The sequence below is a fragment of the Streptomyces sp. MS19 genome, from assembly GCF_047200595.1.
GTDB lineage: Bacteria > Actinomycetota > Actinomycetes > Streptomycetales > Streptomycetaceae > Streptomyces.
In genome coordinates this window covers 40,596-59,560 of sequence record NZ_JBJZOH010000031.1, presented here as the reverse complement: position 1 = coordinate 59,560, position 18,965 = coordinate 40,596, and the positions used below count along the sequence as shown (strand labels likewise).

Here is an 18,965-nt window from a genome sequence, read left to right as displayed (position 1 = left end):
TGTGCCGCCGCCGGGTAGTGCGCGGGCGGGCGATAATGTGGCGTCCATGAGCGGTACAACGCGACTGATGTGGCATCCCGACGTCATGGGATACGACTTCGGTCCGACGCATCCCATGAACCCCGTCCGGCTCGTGCTGACCATGCGGCTGATCGAGGCCTTCGGGCTCGACGGCCGGCTCGACGTCGTCGCGGCCCCGCAGGCCGGTGAGTTCACGCTCGGCCTGGTCCACGACGCCGACTACCTGGCGGCCGTGAAGCGCGCCGGGGCCCAACCCCGGGACGCCGACGAGTCGTTCGGCCTCGGGACCGAGGACACCCCCGCGTTCCCCCGCATGCACGAGGCCGCCGCGCTCATCGCGGGACAGACCGTCTCCGCCGCCGAAGCGGTCTGGAACGGCGACGCAGCTCACGCCGTCAACTTCACCGGCGGCCTCCACCACGCCATGCCCGGCGCCGCCTCCGGGTTCTGCGTCTACAACGACGCCGCCGTCGGCATCGCCCGCCTCCTGGAACTGGGCGTCGAACGCGTCGCGTACATCGACACCGACGCCCATCACGGCGACGGCGTCCAGGCCGCGTTCTGGGACGACCCGCGCGTCCTCACCATCTCCCTGCACGAGCACCCCCGCACGCTCTTCCCCGGCACCGGACTGCCCTCCGAGACCGGCGGCGGTGGCGCGGACGGCTCCGCGGTGAACGTCGCCCTCCCGGCCGGCACGTCCGACGCCGAGTGGCTCCGCGCCCTCCACGCGACCGTGCCCGAACTCCTCGCCGCCTTCCGCCCCGAGGTCCTGGTCAGCCAGCACGGCGCCGACTCCCACTTCGAGGACTGGCAGAGCAACCTCACCCTCAGCCTCGACGCCCAGCGCGCCGCCGCCGACGCCTGCCACAGCTGGGCCCACGAGTACGCCTCCGGACGGTGGCTCGCCCTCGGTGGCGGCGGGTACGCGGTCGTCGACGTCGTGCCGCGCAGCTGGACCCACCTCGTCGCCATCGCCGCCCACAGCCCCCTCGAACCCGGCACCCTGGTGCCCGACGAGTGGCTGCGGACCGTCTACGCGCTCACCCGCCAGCAGGGCCCGCGGCGCATGACCGACGGCCGGACGCCGGCACCACGTCCCTGGACGGCGGGCTACGATCCGGCCAGCGCCGTCGACCAGGCCGTCCTGGCCACACGGGGCGCCGTCTACCCCGCACACGGGCTCCTGCCCTGACGGACGGCGGGCGGTCCACGCCCCGGCGCCGGACCCTCCTGGCCACCGAGCGCAGGCCGGCTCAGCCCGATGCACGCGTCCACTATCGACATAGCGACCCTATTCCGCCTACGCAGGCGGTGGTTGACGACCGGATCGCGCACGGGACGGGTCATGCGCGCGGCATATGCGCGGCGGTGGTCGTGCGCCGGTGCGCGGGGGCGCTCGCCGGACGGCGGCGGCCGTACGCGCGGTGAGCGGCGGGGGCGGGCGGCGCGGCCGGGTTCGCCGAAGGGCGCGGCCGATCCGCAGGTCAGCCCCGTGGGTGACGGCGGCCGCCGCGTGCCGCGCGTGATGATGCATCGTCAGCACGCGGGGCGCACAAGGCAGTTGGACGTGTTGTGTGAACGCTGTGCAGGGCGCACGTGGATCTTCGCGAGCCGCCCACGCGCTATGTGTTCAATCGGGCTTCTCTGTCACGGTAAGAGCCCCCTCGTAGTAAAAGGGTGGTTGCGGCACCTCTTCCCCACTCGCATCACCCGCACCTAACCTGGGGAGGAGCGCACATGCGAGAGGGAGTCACCGGAGGGGAAGCCGGTGTCCGACATGTGCGGAAGGTCAGGTGTGACATGGCTGCTGAAAGGCTTCTGAGCGAGGCCAAGTTCCTGACCGTGGCGGAGGTCGCCGCGGTGATGCGAGTCTCCAAGATGACTGTGTACCGCCTGGTGCACGCCGGTCATCTGCCCGCGATCCGGGTGGGAAGGTCCTTCCGGGTCCCCGAGCAGGCCGTCCACGAGTACCTCCGGGAATCGTTCGTGGGCGTCGAAAGCGCGTAAGCCCGCAAGCTGGGAAGCAGGGAGCCGGGAAATACCACCCGGACCGCGGTGACCGCCGTAATCGCGCGCAGCGGTGACGGGCGCGCCGCCGCGCCCGGGGGATTCCCGCACCCCTCGATTAACCCGCATCACTCGGTGACCGGTAGGCTGGCCCCATGTAGGTCGTGTGGGCTCCGACGCCCCGCACCGGGAAAGCGAAGTGAGCGAGGGTAGTCGTGGGCTCTGTTATCAAAAAGCGGCGCAAGCGGATGGCGAAGAAGAAGCACCGCAAGCTGCTCAAGCGGACGCGCGTTCAGCGCCGCAACAAGAAGTGAGCGAGCGCCGCTGACCGGCCCTCCCGTCCGAACGGCGACGGGAGGGCCGTACGCTTGGGACCCTGAAGCCTGGGGCAGGGGGGTCTCGTGGGCAGGACCGTGCTCGTCACCGGCGCCGCCCGGCAGCTCGCCGGCCGGTTCGTCCGCCGCCTTCTGCGGGAGCAGGACGATCAAGACCAGCTGCGGGTGGTCGGGGTGGACGCCGTGCCGCCCGACCGGCCGCCCGAGGACGCGGAATCGTTCCGCTTCGTCCGCGCCGACATCCGGCAGCCCTCCGTCGTCACCGTCCTCGCGCAGCACGCGGTGGACACCGTGGTGCACCTCGACGTGCACGCGTCGTCCGGGCCGCACGGCGGCGGGCGGGCGACCGCCAAGGAGATCAACGTCCTCGGGACGCTCCAACTCCTCGGCGCCTGCCAGAAGATCCCGACGCTGCGCCGGGTCGTCGTCGCGTCCAGCACCCAGGTGTACGGCAGCACGCCGCGCGATCCGGCGGTCGCGGACGAGACCAGCCGCCTCGCCGCCCCCGCCGGGGGCGGGTTCGCGCAGGACGTCGTGGAGATCGAGGGATACGTACGGGGCTTCACGCGGCGCTGCCCCGACGTCGCGGTGACCGTGCTGCGGTTCGCGCACGTGCTCGGCCCCGGCGCCGACACCCCGCTCGCCGCCTACTTCCGCCTGCCGGTGCTGCCCACCGTCCTCGGCTACGACCCGCGGCTCCAGTTCGTGCACGAGCAGGACGCGGTCGACGTGCTGTGCCGGGCGGTGCGCGGCCAGGGGCCGGGCGCCGTGGGGCCCGGCGCGTACAACGTGGCGGGTGAGGGCGTCCTGCTGCTGTCGCAGGCCGCGCGGCGGCTCGGGAGGCCCGTCGTGCCCGTCCTGCGGTCGCTGACGCCCTGGCTCGGGCCCGGCGCGCGGGCGCTGGGTGTGCACGGGGTGTCGGGCGAGCTGTTCAGGACGCTGACGTACGGCCGCGTCGTGCGCACCGACGCGCTGCTGGCCGCGACGGGCGGGCCGCTGGAGTACTCCACCGCCGGGGCGTTCGCCGACTTCGCGTCCGTCCACGGCCCAGGGCTGCTGCCGCCCGCCCTGCTCGGGCGGGCCGTCGACCGTATCGAAGGGGCGCTGCGCCATGGCTGACGCGAAGGTCATCCCGATCCAGGAGGGCACCCGCAGGCTGCGGGAGCAGCGGGTCGCGGACGGCGCCGCGCCCGGCGGGGAGGACCGTACGGGGGCGGAGGCGGGGGACGGGCTGGACAAGGCGCTGGCGCGGGGGCTGGCGTTCCTGCGGCGGCGGGTCACGGGCGACTACGAGGTGGACGACTTCGGCTTCGACCGCGACCTCACCGACGAGGTGCTGATGACGGTGCTGCGGCCCCTCTTCGAGAAGTACTTCCGGGTGGACGTGCGCGGCATCGAGAACGTGCCCGCGACCGGCGGCGCCCTCCTCGTCGCCAACCACTCCGGCACCCTGCCGTGGGACGGCCTGATGCTCCAGGTCGCCGTCCGCGACCGGCACCCGGCGGAGCGGCACCTGCGGCTGCTGGCGGCCGACCTGGTGTTCCGGTTGCCGGTGGTCAACGGGCTGGCGCGCAAGGCCGGGCACACCCTCGCCTGCGCCGAGGACGCCAGGGAGCTGCTCGACCGGGGCGAGCTGGTGGGCGTCATGCCCGAGGGCTTCAAGGGCCTGGGCAAGCCGTACGCCGAGCGGTACAAGCTCCAGCGGTTCGGGCGGGGCGGGTTCGTCGCGACGGCGCTGCGGGCGGGCGTGCCGATCGTGCCGTGCGCGATCGTCGGCGCCGAGGAGATCCACCCCATGGTGGGGAACTCTCGGGTGCTGGCGCGGCTGCTGGGGCTGCCGTACTTCCCGGTGACGCCCACGTTCCCCTGGCTGGGGCCGCTGGGCGCGGTGCCGCTGCCGACGAAGTGGACGATCCAGTTCGGCGAGCCGATCGAGACCGGGGACCGGCCCGCCGAGGCGGCCGAGGACCCGATGCTGATGTTCCAGCTGACCGACCAGGTGCGGGAGACGATCCAGCACACGCTGTACAAGCTGCTGGTCGGGCGGCGTTCGGTCTTCTTCTGAGGGCGGGGCGGCGGGGCGCTCACGCCTGGCGGGTGGGCAGGGCGACGATCTGCCGCAGGTTGACGTGCCGGGGGCGGCTGACGGTGTACGCGACCAGGTCGGCGATGTCGTCGGCGGACAGGGTGCCGAACGTGTCGGCCATGCCGTCGAGCTGGCCGGCGAGCCGGGCGTTGTCGACGTGCCCGGCCAGCTCCGACTCGGTGAGGCCCGGCTCGATGTCGGTGACGCGCACGTCGCGCGGGCCCAGTTCGGTGCGCAGCGACTGGGACAGGTAGGTGAGCGCGGCCTTCGTCGCGCCGTAGACGGCGTAGTCGGGGAACGGGATGTGCGCGCCGATCGAGGAGATGTTGACGAGGTCGGCGGGCGCGCCGTCGGCCGCGGCGGCGACCAGGTCGGGCGTGAGGGCGCCGATGACGGTCAGGGCGCCGGTGAGGTTGGTGTCGATCATGCGCCGCCACTCGTCGGCGCGCCCGGCGGCGGCCCGTACGGCGGCGGGGTCCGTGACGTCGGCGGTGACGGCCAGGGCCTGGCCGCCGTGCGCCGTGACGGTGTCGGCGAGGGCAGTGAGGCGGTCGGCGCGGCGGGCGGTCCGGAACGTCCTCCCCGGGGTACAGGGAGGGCGTTCCGGCGTACGCGCCGCGCAGGGGCTACTCGGTGTCGCGCTCGCCGACGTCCAGGCCGAGCCCCGGCAGGAGGTCGTCCACCAGCGGCGGGATCGTGATGTCCGGCCGCGGCAGGCCCGTGCCCGGGGTGCTCGGCTCGGCGCTCGGCGAGGGCCCGGCCGACTCGCTCGGCGCGCCCGCCGAGGGACCGAGCAGGTCGACGCCGTCGAGGAGGCCGTCCCGTTCCGCGGGGGTGCGCCGCTCGTCCGGGTCCGCCGCCGGGCCGTCGTCACCGCTCGGGGGGCTGGGCGACGACGGGGCGGCGGGCGTGGACGAGCCGGCGTCCGTACGGGCGGGCGGGCCGCCGTGGTCGTCGGCGGCCGCCGTGCCCCGCGGCTCGTCGGGCAGGAGGGACTGGAGGGGCGCGATGTCGTCGTCCATGCGGTCGAAGACGTGGCTGACCTCCGTGCCGACGTCCCGCAGCTCCGGGGGGAGCTGGCGCCGGATGACGGTCCAGGTCGCCCGGTGGCCCTCGGAGAAGGCGGAGAGCGACTGCATCGGGCCGAGCGAGCCGTCCGCCTCGTACGCCTGGGAGAGCAGGCGGTGGCCCTCGGCGGCGTCGTCGCGCATGTTGGACAGGGCGCGGCGGATCTCGGCGAGGTCGTCGATCCCGAACGGCCCCGACCTGCCGCGCTCCAGGAGGCGGCGTGCCTCGTGCAGCCGGGTGGAGGCGTGGTCGAGGTAGACGCGGCCCCGGTCCGTGTCGCCGTCGGCGAAGTCGAGCCTGAGGTCCTCCATCCCGCGCTTGAGGCCGTAGAGCGTGTCCCCGGGGAGCGCGTCGGTGCTGGCGGCGGCGACGCCGCCGAAGGCACCGGCGGCCACGCCCATGGTGAGCCCCCCGGCGGCGAGGCCCTTGGTCAGCCGCGACCTGGGCCGCAGTCTGGCCAGCGCGCCGCCCTGGACGGCGCGGTGGAGTCCCCGGCCGCCGCGGGCGCGGCGCTGGGCGGGGACCTGTTCGGGGCGCGGCGGGCTCTCGGCCGCGCGGTCACCGGCGAACGCCTCCTGCATCGCGGCGATCAGTCCGGCGCGCTGGGCGGCCTTGGTGTCGGGGGCCAGTTCCGGCCCCGGCAGCGCGGCGAGCCGGTCAGCGACCGACAGCAGCGCGGCCTGTTCGCGGGCGTCCGCAGGGATGTCCGCCGCCGTCGCCGCGTCCCCGGGCCGCGGCTCGGCGAGCCGCGGTTCGTCGAGGAGATGGGCGAAGGCGTTGGCCCGGCGGTTCGCCGACACGGAACCGATCACGGGCGGCACCTCCTCTCGTCACAGGCTTCTCTTCACAGGGCGGGCTTCCCGTCACCAGGACGACTCCCTGCGCGGGGCAGAGGTTTCCGGTCCCGGCCATGTCCACCCGGACGGGTGAAAAGCCATGGCCAGGACCCGGCTGTGGGAAGCCCACGAACCCGACAACGAGCGGACAGGCACTCGGGTTACGGCTGGCAGATTATGTGACTGATTGGCGGAGCTTGCTCACGAAGCGTGCGGAGGTGTGGCGGCAGCGTCGCTCAGCGGGCGTCGTCGGGCAGCAGGCGGGCCAGCGTGCGGACCGCGCGGTACTGGAGCGTCTTGATGGCGCCCTCGTTCTTCCCCATGACCCGGGCGGTCTCGGCGACCGAGAGGCCCTGGAGGAAGCGGAGGGTGACGCACTCCTGCTGCTGCGGGTTGAGCTTCCGGACGGCTTCGAGCAGGGCGGAGTTGGCGAGGGACTCAAGGACGGACTCCTCGGGGCTGCGCTCGACCTCGTTCGCGTCGAGCATCTCGCCGGTGGTCACTTCGAGGCGGAAACGGCTCGACTTGAAGTGGTCGGCGACCAGGTTGCGCGCGATGGTGACCAGCCACGCGCCGAAGTCGCGGCCCTGCCAGGTGAACGTGCCGATCCGGCGCAGCGCGCGCAGGAACGTCTCGCTGGTGAGGTCCTCGGCCGTCGCCCGGCCGCCGACGCGGTAGTAGATGTACCGGTAGACGGTGTCGGCGTAGTGGTCGTACAGCTGGCCGAACGCCTCCGCCTCGCCGCCCTGGGCCCGTTCGACCAGGTCCATCATGCGGCGGCTGTCGCTGTCCGCCGCGGGACGGCGGGCGGTGGAGGTGCCGGCGGCGCCGGAGCGGGCACGTCTGCCCACGGTGCCGGTGGCCGGACCCGCCGGGGCGGGCGCGGGGGACTGCGCCACGGCGCCGGCGTCGGCGGTCCGGTCGGCGAGGGCGTGGGCGGGGACCGCGGGCGCGGGGGGGCGTACGGGGACGGCGGGGACTGCCGGGACTGCGGGGACGGGGACTGGTGTGGCGGCGAGGGGGGGGACGGCATACGCGGTGGGGACGAGGGCGCGCAATCGGTCGAGGACCGTTGAGCGCGGCGCAGCCAGGCCCGAGGCGTCAACCCCGACGTGTGGGTACACGGGACTCCCAGAGGCTTAAGCTTCCAACACGTGCAGTGGTGGGTCCGTCACCCGTCACCTGGCTGGGAACGGCTGGGGACCGGATTGCGTCTGAGGAGAATAACGCTTCGTGCTGACGGTGCTACGCCTAGTTGCGAAAATCGCCGAATAGCTTTGAACTGTGACACGTTGTGGTCGTATCGCCACGCATACGCCATGCCAATGCTGACCACTTGGTGATCGGGTGTGTGATCGCGTGACCGAGATTGATCAATGGCCGCGCGGAGGTCTGCCGGGCGCCGTCGCGGGGTAAGGCACTCGGAATGCGGGGCACCGCCATGCGGCCGACCCCCGGCAAGCGGCGCGGGAAAGCGCTAGCGGCGGCGCCGTTGCAGGGCGAGGGCGGCCATCGCGCCCCCCGCCACGGCACCCGCTCCGGCCGCCGCCGGGACCCCTACGCGGACCGCCTTCCGGCCGGTCCGGTAGTCCCGCAGCCGCCAGCCCATCTCCCGGGCGTGCGCGCGCAATTTGCTGTCAGGATTGATCGCATAGGGATAACCGACAAGCGACAGCAGCGGGATGTCGTTGGCCGAGTCGCTGTACGCGGCGCAGCGCGACAGGTCCAGGTCCTCCGCCTCGGCCAGTGCCCGCACGGCGATCGCCTTGGCGGGACCGTGCAGCGGCTCACCGACGAGGCGGCCGGTGTAGACGCCGTCCACGGACTCGGCGACCGTGCCGAGCGCTCCCGTCAGCCCGAGGCGGCGGGCGACGATGCGGGCCGTCTCGACCGGCGCGGCCGTGACCAGCCAGACGCGCTGCCCCGCGTCGAGGTGCGCCTGGGCGAGGGCCCGTGTGCCCGGCCAGATGCGGGCGGCCATGTACTCGTCGTAGATGTCCTCGGCGATCGCGGTGAGTTCCTCGACGCTGTGGCCGCGCACGATGCCGAGCGCGCTGTCCCGCGCGTCCCGCATGTGGCCCGCGTGCTCGGAGCCCGCGAGGCGGAAGTACGCCTGCTGCCAGGCGAAACGCGCCAGCTCGCGCTTCTGGAAGAACTTCCGCTTGTACAGCCCGCGGCCGAGGTGGAAGATCGCCGCGCCCTGCATCACCGTGTTGTCGAGGTCGAAGAACGCGGCGGCCCGTGTGTCGCCCGGTGTGGGGAAGGCGGGCTCTCCGGTGTCGCCGGCCTCGGCCGCCTCGGCGACCTGCGCCACCGCCGCCTCGGCGGCGGCCTCACCCGCGAGTTCCTGCCGCGCGCTGCGCGGGGCGGGCGTGGTGGCGTGCTCGCGCTCCCCGGCCCGCCCGTCGGCGCTTTCCGTGGCCGCGCGCCTGCGAAGGGTGAACCAGCGTCCCCTGGCGGCGGACTGGGCGGTGCGCGGCTCGGAGGGGCGTGGCCTGGCCATGCGTCGAGCATAGCCACCGCGTGCCGAAGTCCCGGTTGCGTGGGCATGACCACACGGGGCTCCCGCGCGGCACAATGGGCCCATGACTCCCTTGCTCCGCCCGCGCCGCGACCGTTCCGCCGGTGCCGCGCGTCCCGTCACGGCGCCCGCCGACCGGCTCGTCACGCTGATCGGGCGCCCCGGCTGCCACCTGTGCGACGACGCCCGCGCCGTCGTCGAGGCCGTGTGCGCCGAGACGGGCGCGGCCTGGGAGGAGAAGGACATCACGGCCGACGAGGAGCTGCACCGGCGCTACTGGGAGCAGATCCCCGTGGTCCTCGTGGACGGCGAGCAGCACGACTTCTGGCGCGTGGACGCCGGGCGGTTGCGCCGCGCGTTGGGAGCTTGACCCGGTTTGGATTACGATACGAGGTCGTTTTATCCGCCGGTGAGGCAATGGCAGCAATGGTGAGGAGTGTGGCCCGGTGTCCCCGTTGATCCGTGTGGCACCGGTCACTTTGGGCGGACAAAATGGACACCATCTTTGTGCACGCGTTCACAAAGACATAGCCTGGTCACGACGGAACGGTCCCTGCGCACGCTCGCGCGCCAGGGGCGCCCGCCCTCCGCTTGGCCCGACCGGCAGGAGCACCGTGGCAACTGGCCGACAACACCGACCGGCGACCCGTAGCCGGGGAATCCCCGAGGCTACCGTCGCCCGGCTCCCGCTGTACCTGCGGGCGCTGACCGCGCTCTCCGAGCGCTCGGTCCCCACGGTCTCCTCGGAGGAGCTGGCCGGTGCCGCCGGCGTCAACTCGGCGAAGCTCCGCAAGGACTTCTCCTACCTCGGCAGCTACGGCACCCGCGGCGTCGGCTACGACGTCGAGTATCTCGTCTACCAGATCTCCCGTGAACTGGGCCTCACCCAGGACTGGCCCGTCGTCATCGTCGGCATCGGCAACCTGGGCGCCGCCCTCGCCAACTACGGCGGCTTCGCCTCCCGCGGCTTCCGCGTCGCCGCGCTGATCGACGCCGACCCCGCCATGACCGGCAAGCAGGTCGCGGGCATCGCCGTGCAGCACGTGGACGACCTGGAGACGATCATCCACGCGGGTGGCGTCTCCATCGGCGTCATCACCACTCCGGGTGGCGCCGCGCAGCAGGTGTGCGACCGGCTGGTGGCCGCCGGGGTCACCTCCATCCTCAACTTCGCCCCGACCGTGCTGACCGTGCCCGACGGCGTGGACGTGCGGAAGGTGGACCTGTCCATCGAGTTGCAGATCCTCGCGTTCCACGAGCAGCGCAAGGCCGCCGAGGACCTCGGCGGGCCGATCGGCCGCGACCTCCCCGCGCCCGGCGGCGACGACGAACCCGGCCCGGGGGACGGCATGCAGGCGGTGGTGCCCGCATGACGCTGCTCGTCATCGGCATCAGCCACCGCGGCGCGCCCGTCAGCCTCCTGGAACGGGCCGCGCTCGCGCCGGAGGAGCGGCCCGCGCTGCTGCACGCCGCCGTGGGCACCCGCGGCCTCGGCCCGGTCACCGAGGCCGCCGTGCTGTCCACCTGCAACCGCATCGAGCTGTACGCCGCAGTGGAGCAGGACGCGCGCGACGGCGCGGACGCCCTCGCCGCCCTCCTGGCGCGGCACAGCGGCGTCCCCGCCGCCGAGCTGGCGCCGTACCTCTACCTGCACCACGAGGACGACGCCGTCCGGCACCTCTTCGACGTCGCCTGCGGCCTGGACTCGATGGTCGTCGGCGAGGGGCAGATCCTCGGCCAGATCAAGGGGGCCCTCGCCCTCGCCCAGGACGAGCACACCGCGGGCCGCCTCCTCAACGACCTGTTCCAGCAGGCCCTGCGCGTCGGCAAGCGGGCGCACAGCGAGACCGCGATCGACCGCGCCGGGCAGTCGCTCGTCACGGTCGGCCTCGACCAGCTCGCCCCGGCCGCCGGCACGGAGTGGCCGCGCGGGCGGCGCGCCCTCGTGATCGGCGCCGGTTCCATGTCCTCGCTGGCCGCGACGACGCTCGCCCGCGCCGGTGTGTCCGAACTGGTGATCGCCAACAGGACGCTGGACCGCGCCGAACGCCTCGCCGGGGCACTCGGCGCCGGCGAGGGCACCCGCGCCCGCGCCGTCCCGATCAACGCCATCTCCATGGCCGCCGAGCTGGCCCTCGCCGACATCGTCGTGTCCTGTACGGGCGCCACCGGCCTCGTCCTGACCGCGGGCGCCGTCGCCGGAGCCCTGCGCGAACGCGCCCGCCGCGCCGCCGCCAGGCCCTGCCCCGCCGTCGAGGGCCACACCGACCCGGCGCCCGAACTGGCCGTGCTCGACCTGGCGATGCCCCGCGACGTGGACGCCGACGTGCACCGCCTCACCGGCGTCCGGCTCGTGGACATCGAGTCGCTCGCCGCCGCCTCCGCCGACGCGCCGATGGCCGCCGACGTGGACGCCGTGCGCCGCATCGTCGCCGAGGAGGTCGCGGCCTTCCGCGCCGCACGGCACGCCGCGTACATCACGCCCACCGTGGTCGCCCTGCGCGCCATGGCCGCCGACGTCGTCGCCGCCGAACTCGCCCGGCTGCACGGCAGGCTGCCGGGACTCGACGACAAGGAACGGGCCGAGATCACCAGGACCGTGCGCCGCGTCGTCGACAAGCTGCTGCACTCGCCGACCGTCCGCGTCAAGGAACTGGCGGGCGAGCCGGGCGGCGCGTACTACGCGGCGGCCCTGCGCCAGCTGTTCGACCTCGCGGGCGCCGACGCCGGGGACGGCACGGCCACCCCCGGCACCCCCGTCACGTCCGGCGCGGGACGACTGCCGGAGACCGTTCCGGCACCCACGCCGTACGCCCACCACGCCCATCACGCCCACCCGGAACAGGAGCGGTCATGAACGCGACGCACCGGCCCCTGCGGCTCGGCACGCGGCGCTCCCAGCTCGCCATGGCGCAGTCGGGGGGCGTCGCCGAGCAGGTCACCCGGCTGACCGGCCGCCCCGTCGAACTGGTCGAGATCACCACCTACGGCGACGTCTCCCGCGAGGCGCTCGCCACCATCGGCGGCACCGGCGTCTTCGTCTCCGCGCTGCGCGAGGCGCTGCTCGCCGGGGACATCGACTTCGCCGTGCACTCCCTGAAGGACCTGCCCACCGCCGAGCCCGAGGGCCTGGCGCTGGCCGCGCTGCCGACCCGCGCCGACCCGCGCGACGTCCTGGTGGCACGCGACGGGCTGACGTTCGACGGGCTCACGGCGGACGCCACCCGCCCGGTGCGCATCGGCACCGGCTCGCCGCGCCGCGCGGCACAGCTCAACTCCTGGGCACGCTCGCTCGGCCGCCCCGTCGAGACGGTCGCGATCCGGGGGAACGTGGACACGAGGATCGGCTTCGTCCGCTCCGGCGAGCTGGACGCCGTCGTGCTCGCCGCCGCCGGGCTGCACCGCCTCGGCCGCGCGGGGGAGATCAGCGAGGCGCTGTCCCCCGACATCATGCTGCCCGCCCCCGGCCAGGGGGCACTGGCGATCGAGTGCGCCGCGTCCGACGCGGACCTCGTCACCCGGCTCTCCGGCCTCGACGACCCGCACACCCGGGCCGCCGTGACCGCCGAGCGCGCCCTGCTCGCCACCCTGGAAGCCGGTTGCAGCGCGCCCGTGGGCGCGTACGCCGACCTGCTCCCGGGCGACGGAACGCACGGGCAGAACGTCACCGAACTGCGCCTGCGCGGCGTCGTCGGCACCACCGACGGCACCACGCTGGTGCAGCTGTCCACCACCGGTCCCCTGCCGGCGTCCCCCGGAGAGGCGGCGGCCGTCGGCCGTGCGCTCGCCGAGGAGATGCTCGCCAAGGGCGCGGCCGGTCTGATGGGGGAGCGAGAACATTGAGCCCCACCGCCGCACGCACCACACGCCCCCAGCCGCACGTCACCGCGAAGCCGGCCGGCGAAGTCCACACAGCCCTCGGGCACGTCACCTTCCTCGGCGCGGGACCCGGTGACCCGGGTCTGCTGACGTTGCGCGCCGTCGACGCGCTGCGGCAGGCCGACGTGCTGGTCGCGGACCCGGAGGCGTACGAGGTCGTCCGCGAGCACGTACGGCCGGAGACGGACACGCCGTTGCAGGACGCGGCGGCAGCCGTCGCCGGTGATGTCGCCGATCTTGTCATGCGGTCCGCGCGCTCCGGCAGCCGGGTCGTCCGTGCGGTCGCGGGCGATCCCGGCCTCGACACGGACGCGACGGCCGACATGCTGGCCCTCGCCGGCGAGGGCATCACCTTCGAGGTCGTGCCCGGCGTCTCCCACGCGGTGGGCGTGGCCGCCTACGCGGGGGTGCCGCTGCGGCGCCCCGAGGGCGGCGACGTGCGCTTCGTGGACGCCGCCACGGCCGACGAGCGCTGCTGGAACGAGGTCGGCACGTCCGACGCGACCGTCGTCGTCAGCACGTCCCTCGACACCGTGGGCGTCACGGCGGCCCGGCTGGTCGCCGCCGGGCGCAAGCCGGACACCCCGCTGTCCGTCACCGTCGCGGGCACGACGACGCGCCAGCGCACCTGGTCGGCGACGCTCGGCACGGTCGAGCGGACCCTGAAGTCCGCCAAGGTGCTGCCGTCCGCCGAGGGCGACCGTTCCGTCATAGCGGTCGTCGGCGCGGGCGGCGCGGCCGAACGGCGCGAGCCGCTGTCGTGGTTCGAGTCGAAGCCGCTGTTCGGCTGGCAGGTCCTGGTGCCCCGCACCAAGGAGCAGGCGGCGTCGCTGTCCGAGCAGCTGCGCTCGTACGGCGCGGTGCCGAGCGAGGTGCCGACGATCGCCGTCGAGCCGCCGCGCACGCCGCAGCAGATGGACCGGGCGGTCAAGGGCCTGGTCACCGGCCGCTACGAGTGGATCGCGTTCACGTCGGTCAACGCGGTGCGGGCCATCCGCGAGAAGTTCGAGGAGTACGGGCTCGACGCGCGCGCGTTCGCCGGGATCAAGGTCGCGGCCGTCGGCGAGCAGACGGCGCGGGCGCTGCGCACGTTCGGCGTACGGCCCGACCTGGTGCCGAGCGGCGAGCAGTCGGCCGCCGGGCTGCTGGAGGACTGGCCGCCCTACGACCCGGTGTTCGACCCGATCGACCGCGTCTTCCTGCCGCGCGCCGACATCGCCACCGAGACGCTGGTGGCGGGCCTGGTCGAGCTGGGCTGGGAGGTGGACGACGTGACCGCCTACCGGACGGTGCGCGCCTCGCCGCCGCCCGCCGAGACGCGGGAGGCCATCAAGGGCGGCGGGTTCGACGCGGTGCTGTTCACGTCGTCGAGCACGGTGCGCAACCTCGTCGGGATCGCGGGCAAGCCGCACAACGTGACGGTGATCGCCTGCATCGGCCCGGCGACCGCGCGGACCGCCGAGGAGCACGGCCTGCGCGTCGATGTGATGGCGCCCGAGCCCTCGGTGCAGAAGCTGACCGAGGCCCTGGCGCAGTACGGTGCCGACCGGCGGCTCGCGGCCCTGGAGGCCGGCGAGGTGCTGAAGCGGCCGAGCGAGAAGCGCCCGCAGCGCAGGCGGACCCGCACCCCGTAAGGCGGTGGTGCGGGCCCCCGCGCCGCGCGGCGCGTGAGAGGACGTCATGAACTACCCCCGGACGCGCCCCCGGCGGCTGCGCACCACCCCCGCGATGCGGCGGATGGTGGCGCAGCACCGGCTGGATGCGTCGGACCTGATCCTGCCCGCCTTCGTGCGCGAGGGGATCTCCGAGCCGGTGGCCATCTCCTCCATGCCGGGGGTGTCGCAGCACACGCTGGACTCCCTGCGGAAGGCGGCGGCCGAGGCGGTGGAGGCCGGGGTCGGCAGCATCATGCTCTTCGGTGTCCCCGAGGACGCGAAGAAGGACGCGGTGGGCACGCCGGGCACGGACCCGGACGGCATCCTCCAGCGCGGCCTGCGGGCGGTGCGCGAGGAGGTCGGGGACGACCTGGTCGTGATGTCCGACGTGTGCCTGGACGAGGTGACCGACCACGGGCACTGCGGCGTGCTGGACGCGCGCGGGCGCGTGGACAACGACGCGACGCTGCCGCGGTACGCGGAGATGGCCGTGGTGCAGGCCGACGCGGGCGCGCACGTGCTGGGCCCGAGCGGCATGATGGACGGCCAGATCGGGGTGATCCGCGACGCGCTGGAGGCGGCGGGGCACCACGACGTGGGCGTGCTGGCGTACTCGGTGAAGTACGCGTCGGCGTTCTACGGCCCGTTCCGGGAGGCCGTCAACTCGTCGCTCAAGGGCGACCGCAGGACGTACCAGCAGGACCCGCCGAATGCCCGCGAGGCGCTGCGCGAGCTGGAGCTGGACCTCGCCGAGGGCGCGGACATGGTGATGGTGAAGCCGGGCATGCCGTACCTCGACGTGCTGCGGAGCGTCGCGGACGCGTCGCCGGTGCCGGTGGCGGCGTACCAGATCTCCGGCGAGTACGCGATGGTCGAGGCGGCGGCGGAGCGCGGCTGGCTGGACCGGGAGCGGGCGATCGAGGAGACGCTGATGTCGTTCCGGCGCGCCGGTGCCGACATGGTGCTGACGTACTGGGCCACGGAGTTCGCGCAGCGGCTGCGGGTGGCGGCGGGCGGGTGAGCGTCGCCCGGTCGGTCGCGCTGTTCGTGCCGGCCGCGCTGTGCGAGATCGGCGGGGCGTGGCTGGTGTGGCAGGGGGTGCGGGAGCACCGCGGCTGGCTGTGGATCGGCGGCGGGTTGGTGGCGCTCGGGGTCTACGGCTTCGTGGCGACGCTCCAGCCGGACGCCGAGTTCGGCCGCGTCCTGGCCGCGTACGGCGGGGTGTTCGTCGCCGGGTCGCTCGCGTGGGGCATGGTGGCGGACGGGTTCCGTCCCGACAGGTGGGATGTGGTCGGGGCGCTGCTCTGCCTCGTGGGCGTCGCGGTCATCATGTATGTGCCACGGGAGCACTGAGAACGCGGGAGGCACACGTGTCGGACAGGCCCATCGCCGTCGTGACGGGCGCGAGCAGCGGGATCGGGGCGGCCACGGCGCGGCGCCTCGCGGCCGAGGGGTACGAGGTGGTGCTCACCGCCCGCCGTGCCGGGCGGATCGAGGAGCTGGCCGCCACGCTGACGGGCGGCGGCCGGGCGGCGCGCGCGTACGCGCTGGACGTCACGGACCGGGCGGCCGTGGACGCGTTCGCGGCGTCGCTTGAGCGGTGCGACGTGCTGGTGAACAACGCGGGCGGCGCCCTCGGCATGGACAGCGTCGCCGACGCCGACCCGGGCGACTGGCGCGCGATGTACGAGGTCAACGTCCTCGGTGTCCTCAACGTGACGCAGGCCCTGCTGCCCGCGCTGACCGCCTCGGGCGCGGGGACGGTGGTGGTCGTCTCCTCGACGGCCGGGCACGGCACGTACGAGGGCGGCGCCGGGTACGTCGCGGCCAAGCACGGGGCGCACGTGCTGGCGGAGACGCTGCGCCTGGAGATCGTGGACCGGCCGGTGCGGGTGATCGAGATCGCGCCCGGGATGGTGCGCACCGAGGAGTTCTCGCTCGTGCGCTTCGGCGGCGACGAGGCGCGGGCCGCGAAGGTGTACGAGGGCGTCGCCGAGCCGCTGACGGCCGACGACGTGGCGGACACCGTCGCGTGGGCCGTGACGCGGCCGCCGCACGTGAACGTCGATCTGCTGGTGCTGCGTCCGCGCGCCCAGGCGTCCAACACGAAGGTGCACCGGGAGGCATGACGCACGTCCTGCGGTACGGGTCGCCGCGCGAGGCCGGGCTCGATCCTGCGGGCGTCGCGCGGATCGTCCCGGCGGCGCGCGCGCATCTGCTGTGTGAAGGGGCGGGCGCGTACCCGGGGTTCGTTGTGCTGGCGGCGCGGCGCGGGGTGGTCGTGGTGCACGCGGCGGGCGGCTCGGCGGTGCGGTTCGGGGGCGAGGACATCGCGATGCGGCGTGACACGGTGTTCGATCTCGCGTCGCTGTCCAAGCTGTTCACGGCCGTGGTGGCAGTGGCGCTGGCGGAGCGCGGTGTGCTGGACCTGGACGCGCCGGTCGCGGCGTACCTGCCGGGCTTCCGGCGGGCGCCCGGCCTGACGCCGCGCGGGCTGCTGACGCACACAGGCGGCCTGCCGCCGGTGACCGACCTCGCGCCGTACGACGGCCGGGACGCCGTGCTCGCCGCCATCGCCGGGCAGCCGCTGACGCCGGGGTACGCGTACTCGGATCTCGGGCTAATCGCGCTGGGCGCCGTCTGCGAGACGGCGGCGGGGCGGGGGCTCGACGCGCTGGTGGCCGAACTGGTCACCGGGCCCCTGGAGTTGGCCGACACCGGCTACCGGCCGCCCGCGTCGCTGCTGCCGCGCGTCGCCGCGACGGAGGCGCAGCCGTGGACGGGCCGCGCGCTGGTGCGCGGCACGGTGCACGACGAGAACGCCCACCACCTCGGCGGCGTCGCGGGCCACGCGGGGATCTTCTCCACCGCCCACGACCTGGCCGTCTTCACGCAGACGGTGCTGAACGGCGGCGCGTACGGCGACCGGCGCGTCCTGTCGCCCGCGTCCGTGCGGGAGATGCTCAGACCGCAGAACGGCGCGGGGCTCGGGCCCGAGGCGGCGCGCGGCCTGGGCTGGCAGCTCGACCAGCCGGGCTGGATGGGGGAGTTGGCGTCGCCCACCGCGTTCGGCCACACCGGCTTCACCGGGACGAGCGTCGTCGCCGACCCCGCGACGGGCGTGCTCCTCGTGCTGCTGACCAACCGCGTGCACCCCACGCGCGCGCAGGGCGTGGGGCACGACTACCGCCGCGCCCCCGCGCGCGAGCTGGCACGGGCCGTGCTGCCGCTCTGACGCGCGGGGGCCGGGACCCACTTCCGGGGGTCAGCTCACCTGGAGGAGGGTGCGCGTGGTGTTCGCGCCCTGGTTGGTGACGGTGTTGGGCTCGCCCAGGGCGACGACCGCGTTGCGCACGGCCGCCGGGCTCGCCGTCGGGTTGGACGACAGGTAGACGGCCGCGACGCCCGCGACGTGCGGCGTTGCCATCGACGTGCCGGAGATGTTGTTGGTGGCGGTGTCGGACGTGTTCCACGCCGACGTGATGCCGGTGCCGGGGGCGTAGATGTCCACGACCGCGCCGATGTTGGAGAACGAGGAGCGCGCGTCGTTGCTCGCGCTCGACGCCACCGTGATGGCCTCGGTGACGCGGGCCGGGGAGTAGTTGGCCGCGTTGGCGCCGTAGCTGTTGCCTGCCGCGATGGCGTAGGTGACGCCGGAGGCGATGGAGGCGCGGACGGCGCGGTCGATCACCGGGTCCGGGCCGCCGCCGAGGCTCAGGTTGGCGACGGACGGTCCGTCGGCGTTCTCGGTGACCCACTCGACGCCGTTGGCGACGGTCTCGGTGGTGCCGTAGCCGGAGTTGTCGAGGACGCGGACGGAGACGAGGTCCGCGTTTTTGGCGACGCCGTAGCGGGTCCCGGCGGCGGTCCCGGCGACGTGGGTGCCGTGGCCGTAGCCGTCGGAGCCGTTGCCGCCGAAGGCGTCGTAGCCGAACGTGGCCTGGCCGCCGAAGTCCTGGTGCGTGTAGCGGATGCCGGTGTCCACGACGTAGATCGTCACGCCCGTGCCCGCGCTGTTCGGGTACGTGTAGGACTGGTTGAGCGGCAGGTCGGGCTGGTCGATCCGGTCGAGGCCCCAGGACGGCGGGCTCGGCTGGGTCGCGGCGACGCGGACGCGCTGGTTCTGGACGACCTGGGCCACGGCCGGGTCGGCGGCGAGCGCCACGGCCTCGGCCTCGGTGGCCTCCACCGCGAAGCCGTTGAGCACGGTGTCGTACGTGCTGGTGATCTCCGTCTCGTAGGAGGCGGCGAGGCGTTCGGCGCGGGGCGAGTCGGCGGCGAACGCGGACTGCTCCAGCAGGACGATGTAGCTGCCCTTGACGGTGCCGGGGGCGCCCGCGTTCGCGATCAGCGCGCGGGCGTCGGCCGGGGCGGCGTCCTGCCGGGCGCCGGCTTCGGCGGGGAGGCTGAACGCGGCGCCGAGCGTGAGCGCGGCGGCGGCGAGCGCGGTGGTGCGGAGGGTGGTACGCAGCACTGCCATGCGAGGGGTCTCCTCCTCATCGGTGGTGCGTTGCGGGGGTGTGGTGCGGGGTGCGCGGTGCGGGTGGGCGCGCG

General features: G+C 74.2%; 18 protein-coding genes and 1 pseudogene. 14 read left to right on the top strand and 5 right to left on the bottom strand.

Annotated elements, in window-relative coordinates; genetic code table 11:
• Positions 1–46: 46 nt before the first annotated feature.
• The 5 genes from ACL02R_RS23580 (at position 47) to ACL02R_RS23560 (ending at position 4,431) form a co-directional block, all read left to right on the top strand.
• The gene (locus ACL02R_RS23580) at positions 47–1,216 is read left to right on the top strand and encodes an acetoin utilization protein AcuC (RefSeq protein WP_412798972.1); all 1,170 of its coding nucleotides are present in this window, start codon (positions 47–49) and stop codon (positions 1,214–1,216) included.
• 608 nt (positions 1,217–1,824) lie between these two features.
• Positions 1,825–2,031 (top strand): helix-turn-helix domain-containing protein, encoded by a 207-nt coding sequence (locus ACL02R_RS23575; protein WP_052849337.1) that lies wholly within the window; start codon positions 1,825–1,827, stop codon positions 2,029–2,031.
• Between the two features lie 215 nt (positions 2,032–2,246).
• Complete coding sequence (locus tag ACL02R_RS23570; RefSeq protein WP_003948845.1) at positions 2,247–2,345, top strand: 30S ribosomal protein bS22; 99 nt, start codon at positions 2,247–2,249, stop codon at positions 2,343–2,345.
• Positions 2,346–2,432: 87 nt separating this feature from the next.
• On the top strand, positions 2,433–3,485 hold the full coding sequence (locus ACL02R_RS23565; protein WP_412798971.1) for an NAD-dependent epimerase/dehydratase family protein: 1,053 nt from the start codon (positions 2,433–2,435) through the stop codon (positions 3,483–3,485).
• On the top strand, positions 3,478–4,431 hold the full coding sequence (locus ACL02R_RS23560; protein ID WP_412798970.1) for a lysophospholipid acyltransferase family protein: 954 nt from the start codon (positions 3,478–3,480) through the stop codon (positions 4,429–4,431). Before ACL02R_RS23565 ends, ACL02R_RS23560 begins: the two co-directional genes overlap by 8 nt.
• A gap of 19 nt (positions 4,432–4,450) precedes the next feature.
• Here the strand turns inward: ACL02R_RS23560 and ACL02R_RS23555 are convergent.
• The 4 genes and pseudogenes from ACL02R_RS23555 to ACL02R_RS23540 form a co-directional block, all read right to left on the bottom strand.
• Positions 4,451–5,017, bottom strand: a pseudogene (locus ACL02R_RS23555) (SDR family oxidoreductase); the annotation flags it as partial.
• 61 nt (positions 5,018–5,078) lie between these two features.
• The gene (locus ACL02R_RS23550; protein ID WP_412798969.1) at positions 5,079–6,332 is read right to left on the bottom strand and encodes a DUF5667 domain-containing protein; all 1,254 of its coding nucleotides are present in this window, start codon (positions 6,330–6,332) and stop codon (positions 5,079–5,081) included.
• A gap of 260 nt (positions 6,333–6,592) precedes the next feature.
• On the bottom strand, positions 6,593–7,480 hold the full coding sequence (locus ACL02R_RS23545; RefSeq protein ID WP_412798968.1) for an ECF subfamily RNA polymerase sigma factor, BldN family: 888 nt from the start codon (positions 7,478–7,480) through the stop codon (positions 6,593–6,595).
• A gap of 353 nt (positions 7,481–7,833) precedes the next feature.
• Positions 7,834–8,859: an HAD family hydrolase gene (locus ACL02R_RS23540; RefSeq protein WP_412798967.1), complete on the bottom strand. Its 1,026-nt coding sequence runs from the start codon at positions 8,857–8,859 to the stop codon at positions 7,834–7,836.
• A gap of 82 nt (positions 8,860–8,941) precedes the next feature.
• Here ACL02R_RS23540 and ACL02R_RS23535 point away from each other — a divergent pair, with 82 nt between their 5' ends.
• The 9 genes from ACL02R_RS23535 (at position 8,942) to ACL02R_RS23495 (ending at position 17,646) form a co-directional block, all read left to right on the top strand.
• Positions 8,942–9,247 (top strand): glutaredoxin family protein, encoded by a 306-nt coding sequence (locus ACL02R_RS23535; RefSeq protein ID WP_412798966.1) that lies wholly within the window; start codon positions 8,942–8,944, stop codon positions 9,245–9,247.
• Positions 9,248–9,491: 244 nt separating this feature from the next.
• Positions 9,492–10,250 carry a redox-sensing transcriptional repressor Rex gene (locus ACL02R_RS23530; protein WP_362965753.1) on the top strand — a complete coding sequence of 253 codons (759 nt, stop codon included), beginning with the start codon at positions 9,492–9,494 and terminating at the stop codon, positions 10,248–10,250.
• A complete protein-coding gene (locus ACL02R_RS23525; protein WP_412798965.1) occupies positions 10,247–11,734 on the top strand; it encodes a glutamyl-tRNA reductase in 1,488 nt (495 codons plus the stop codon). The genes ACL02R_RS23530 and ACL02R_RS23525 overlap by 4 nt, the downstream gene beginning before the upstream one ends.
• Positions 11,731–12,720, top strand: coding sequence for a hydroxymethylbilane synthase (gene hemC / locus ACL02R_RS23520; RefSeq protein WP_412798964.1), 990 nt, complete (start codon positions 11,731–11,733; stop codon positions 12,718–12,720). Before ACL02R_RS23525 ends, hemC begins: the two co-directional genes overlap by 4 nt.
• Positions 12,717–14,390 (top strand): uroporphyrinogen-III synthase, encoded by a 1,674-nt coding sequence (locus ACL02R_RS23515; RefSeq protein ID WP_412798963.1) that lies wholly within the window; start codon positions 12,717–12,719, stop codon positions 14,388–14,390. Before hemC ends, ACL02R_RS23515 begins: the two co-directional genes overlap by 4 nt.
• A 46-nt stretch (positions 14,391–14,436) precedes the next feature.
• The gene (hemB, locus tag ACL02R_RS23510) at positions 14,437–15,432 is read left to right on the top strand and encodes a porphobilinogen synthase (protein WP_412798962.1); all 996 of its coding nucleotides are present in this window, start codon (positions 14,437–14,439) and stop codon (positions 15,430–15,432) included.
• Complete coding sequence (locus tag ACL02R_RS23505; RefSeq protein WP_412798961.1) at positions 15,429–15,764, top strand: YnfA family protein; 336 nt, start codon at positions 15,429–15,431, stop codon at positions 15,762–15,764. Before hemB ends, ACL02R_RS23505 begins: the two co-directional genes overlap by 4 nt.
• 17 nt (positions 15,765–15,781) lie before the next feature.
• Positions 15,782–16,540 carry an SDR family NAD(P)-dependent oxidoreductase gene (locus ACL02R_RS23500; RefSeq protein ID WP_412798960.1) on the top strand — a complete coding sequence of 253 codons (759 nt, stop codon included), beginning with the start codon at positions 15,782–15,784 and terminating at the stop codon, positions 16,538–16,540.
• Positions 16,537–17,646, top strand: a complete 1,110-nt coding sequence (locus ACL02R_RS23495; RefSeq protein ID WP_412798959.1) for a serine hydrolase domain-containing protein — start codon at positions 16,537–16,539, stop codon at positions 17,644–17,646. Before ACL02R_RS23500 ends, ACL02R_RS23495 begins: the two co-directional genes overlap by 4 nt.
• A gap of 30 nt (positions 17,647–17,676) precedes the next feature.
• Here the strand turns inward: ACL02R_RS23495 and ACL02R_RS23490 are convergent, their stop codons facing one another.
• Positions 17,677–18,891: a S8 family peptidase gene (locus ACL02R_RS23490; protein WP_412798958.1), complete on the bottom strand. Its 1,215-nt coding sequence runs from the start codon at positions 18,889–18,891 to the stop codon at positions 17,677–17,679.
• Positions 18,892–18,965 lie beyond the last annotated feature (74 nt).

Bases quoted from the DNA above. Each gene is read 5' to 3' on its own strand.
- ACL02R_RS23580 (WP_412798972.1), top strand. From the start codon at position 47: ATGAGCGGTACAACGCGACTGATGTGGCATCCCGACGTCATGGGATAC.
- ACL02R_RS23575 (WP_052849337.1), top strand. From the start codon at position 1,825: ATGGCTGCTGAAAGGCTTCTGAGCGAGGCCAAGTTCCTGACCGTGGCG.
- ACL02R_RS23560 (WP_412798970.1), top strand. From the start codon at position 3,478: ATGGCTGACGCGAAGGTCATCCCGATCCAGGAGGGCACCCGCAGGCTG.
- ACL02R_RS23540 (WP_412798967.1), bottom strand. From the start codon at position 8,859: ATGGCCAGGCCACGCCCCTCCGAGCCGCGCACCGCCCAGTCCGCCGCC.
- ACL02R_RS23535 (WP_412798966.1), top strand. From the start codon at position 8,942: ATGACTCCCTTGCTCCGCCCGCGCCGCGACCGTTCCGCCGGTGCCGCG.
- ACL02R_RS23525 (WP_412798965.1), top strand. From the start codon at position 10,247: ATGACGCTGCTCGTCATCGGCATCAGCCACCGCGGCGCGCCCGTCAGC.
- hemC (WP_412798964.1), top strand. From the start codon at position 11,731: ATGAACGCGACGCACCGGCCCCTGCGGCTCGGCACGCGGCGCTCCCAG.
- hemB (WP_412798962.1), top strand. From the start codon at position 14,437: ATGAACTACCCCCGGACGCGCCCCCGGCGGCTGCGCACCACCCCCGCG.
- ACL02R_RS23495 (WP_412798959.1), top strand. From the start codon at position 16,537: ATGACGCACGTCCTGCGGTACGGGTCGCCGCGCGAGGCCGGGCTCGAT.
- ACL02R_RS23490 (WP_412798958.1), bottom strand. From the start codon at position 18,891: ATGGCAGTGCTGCGTACCACCCTCCGCACCACCGCGCTCGCCGCCGCC.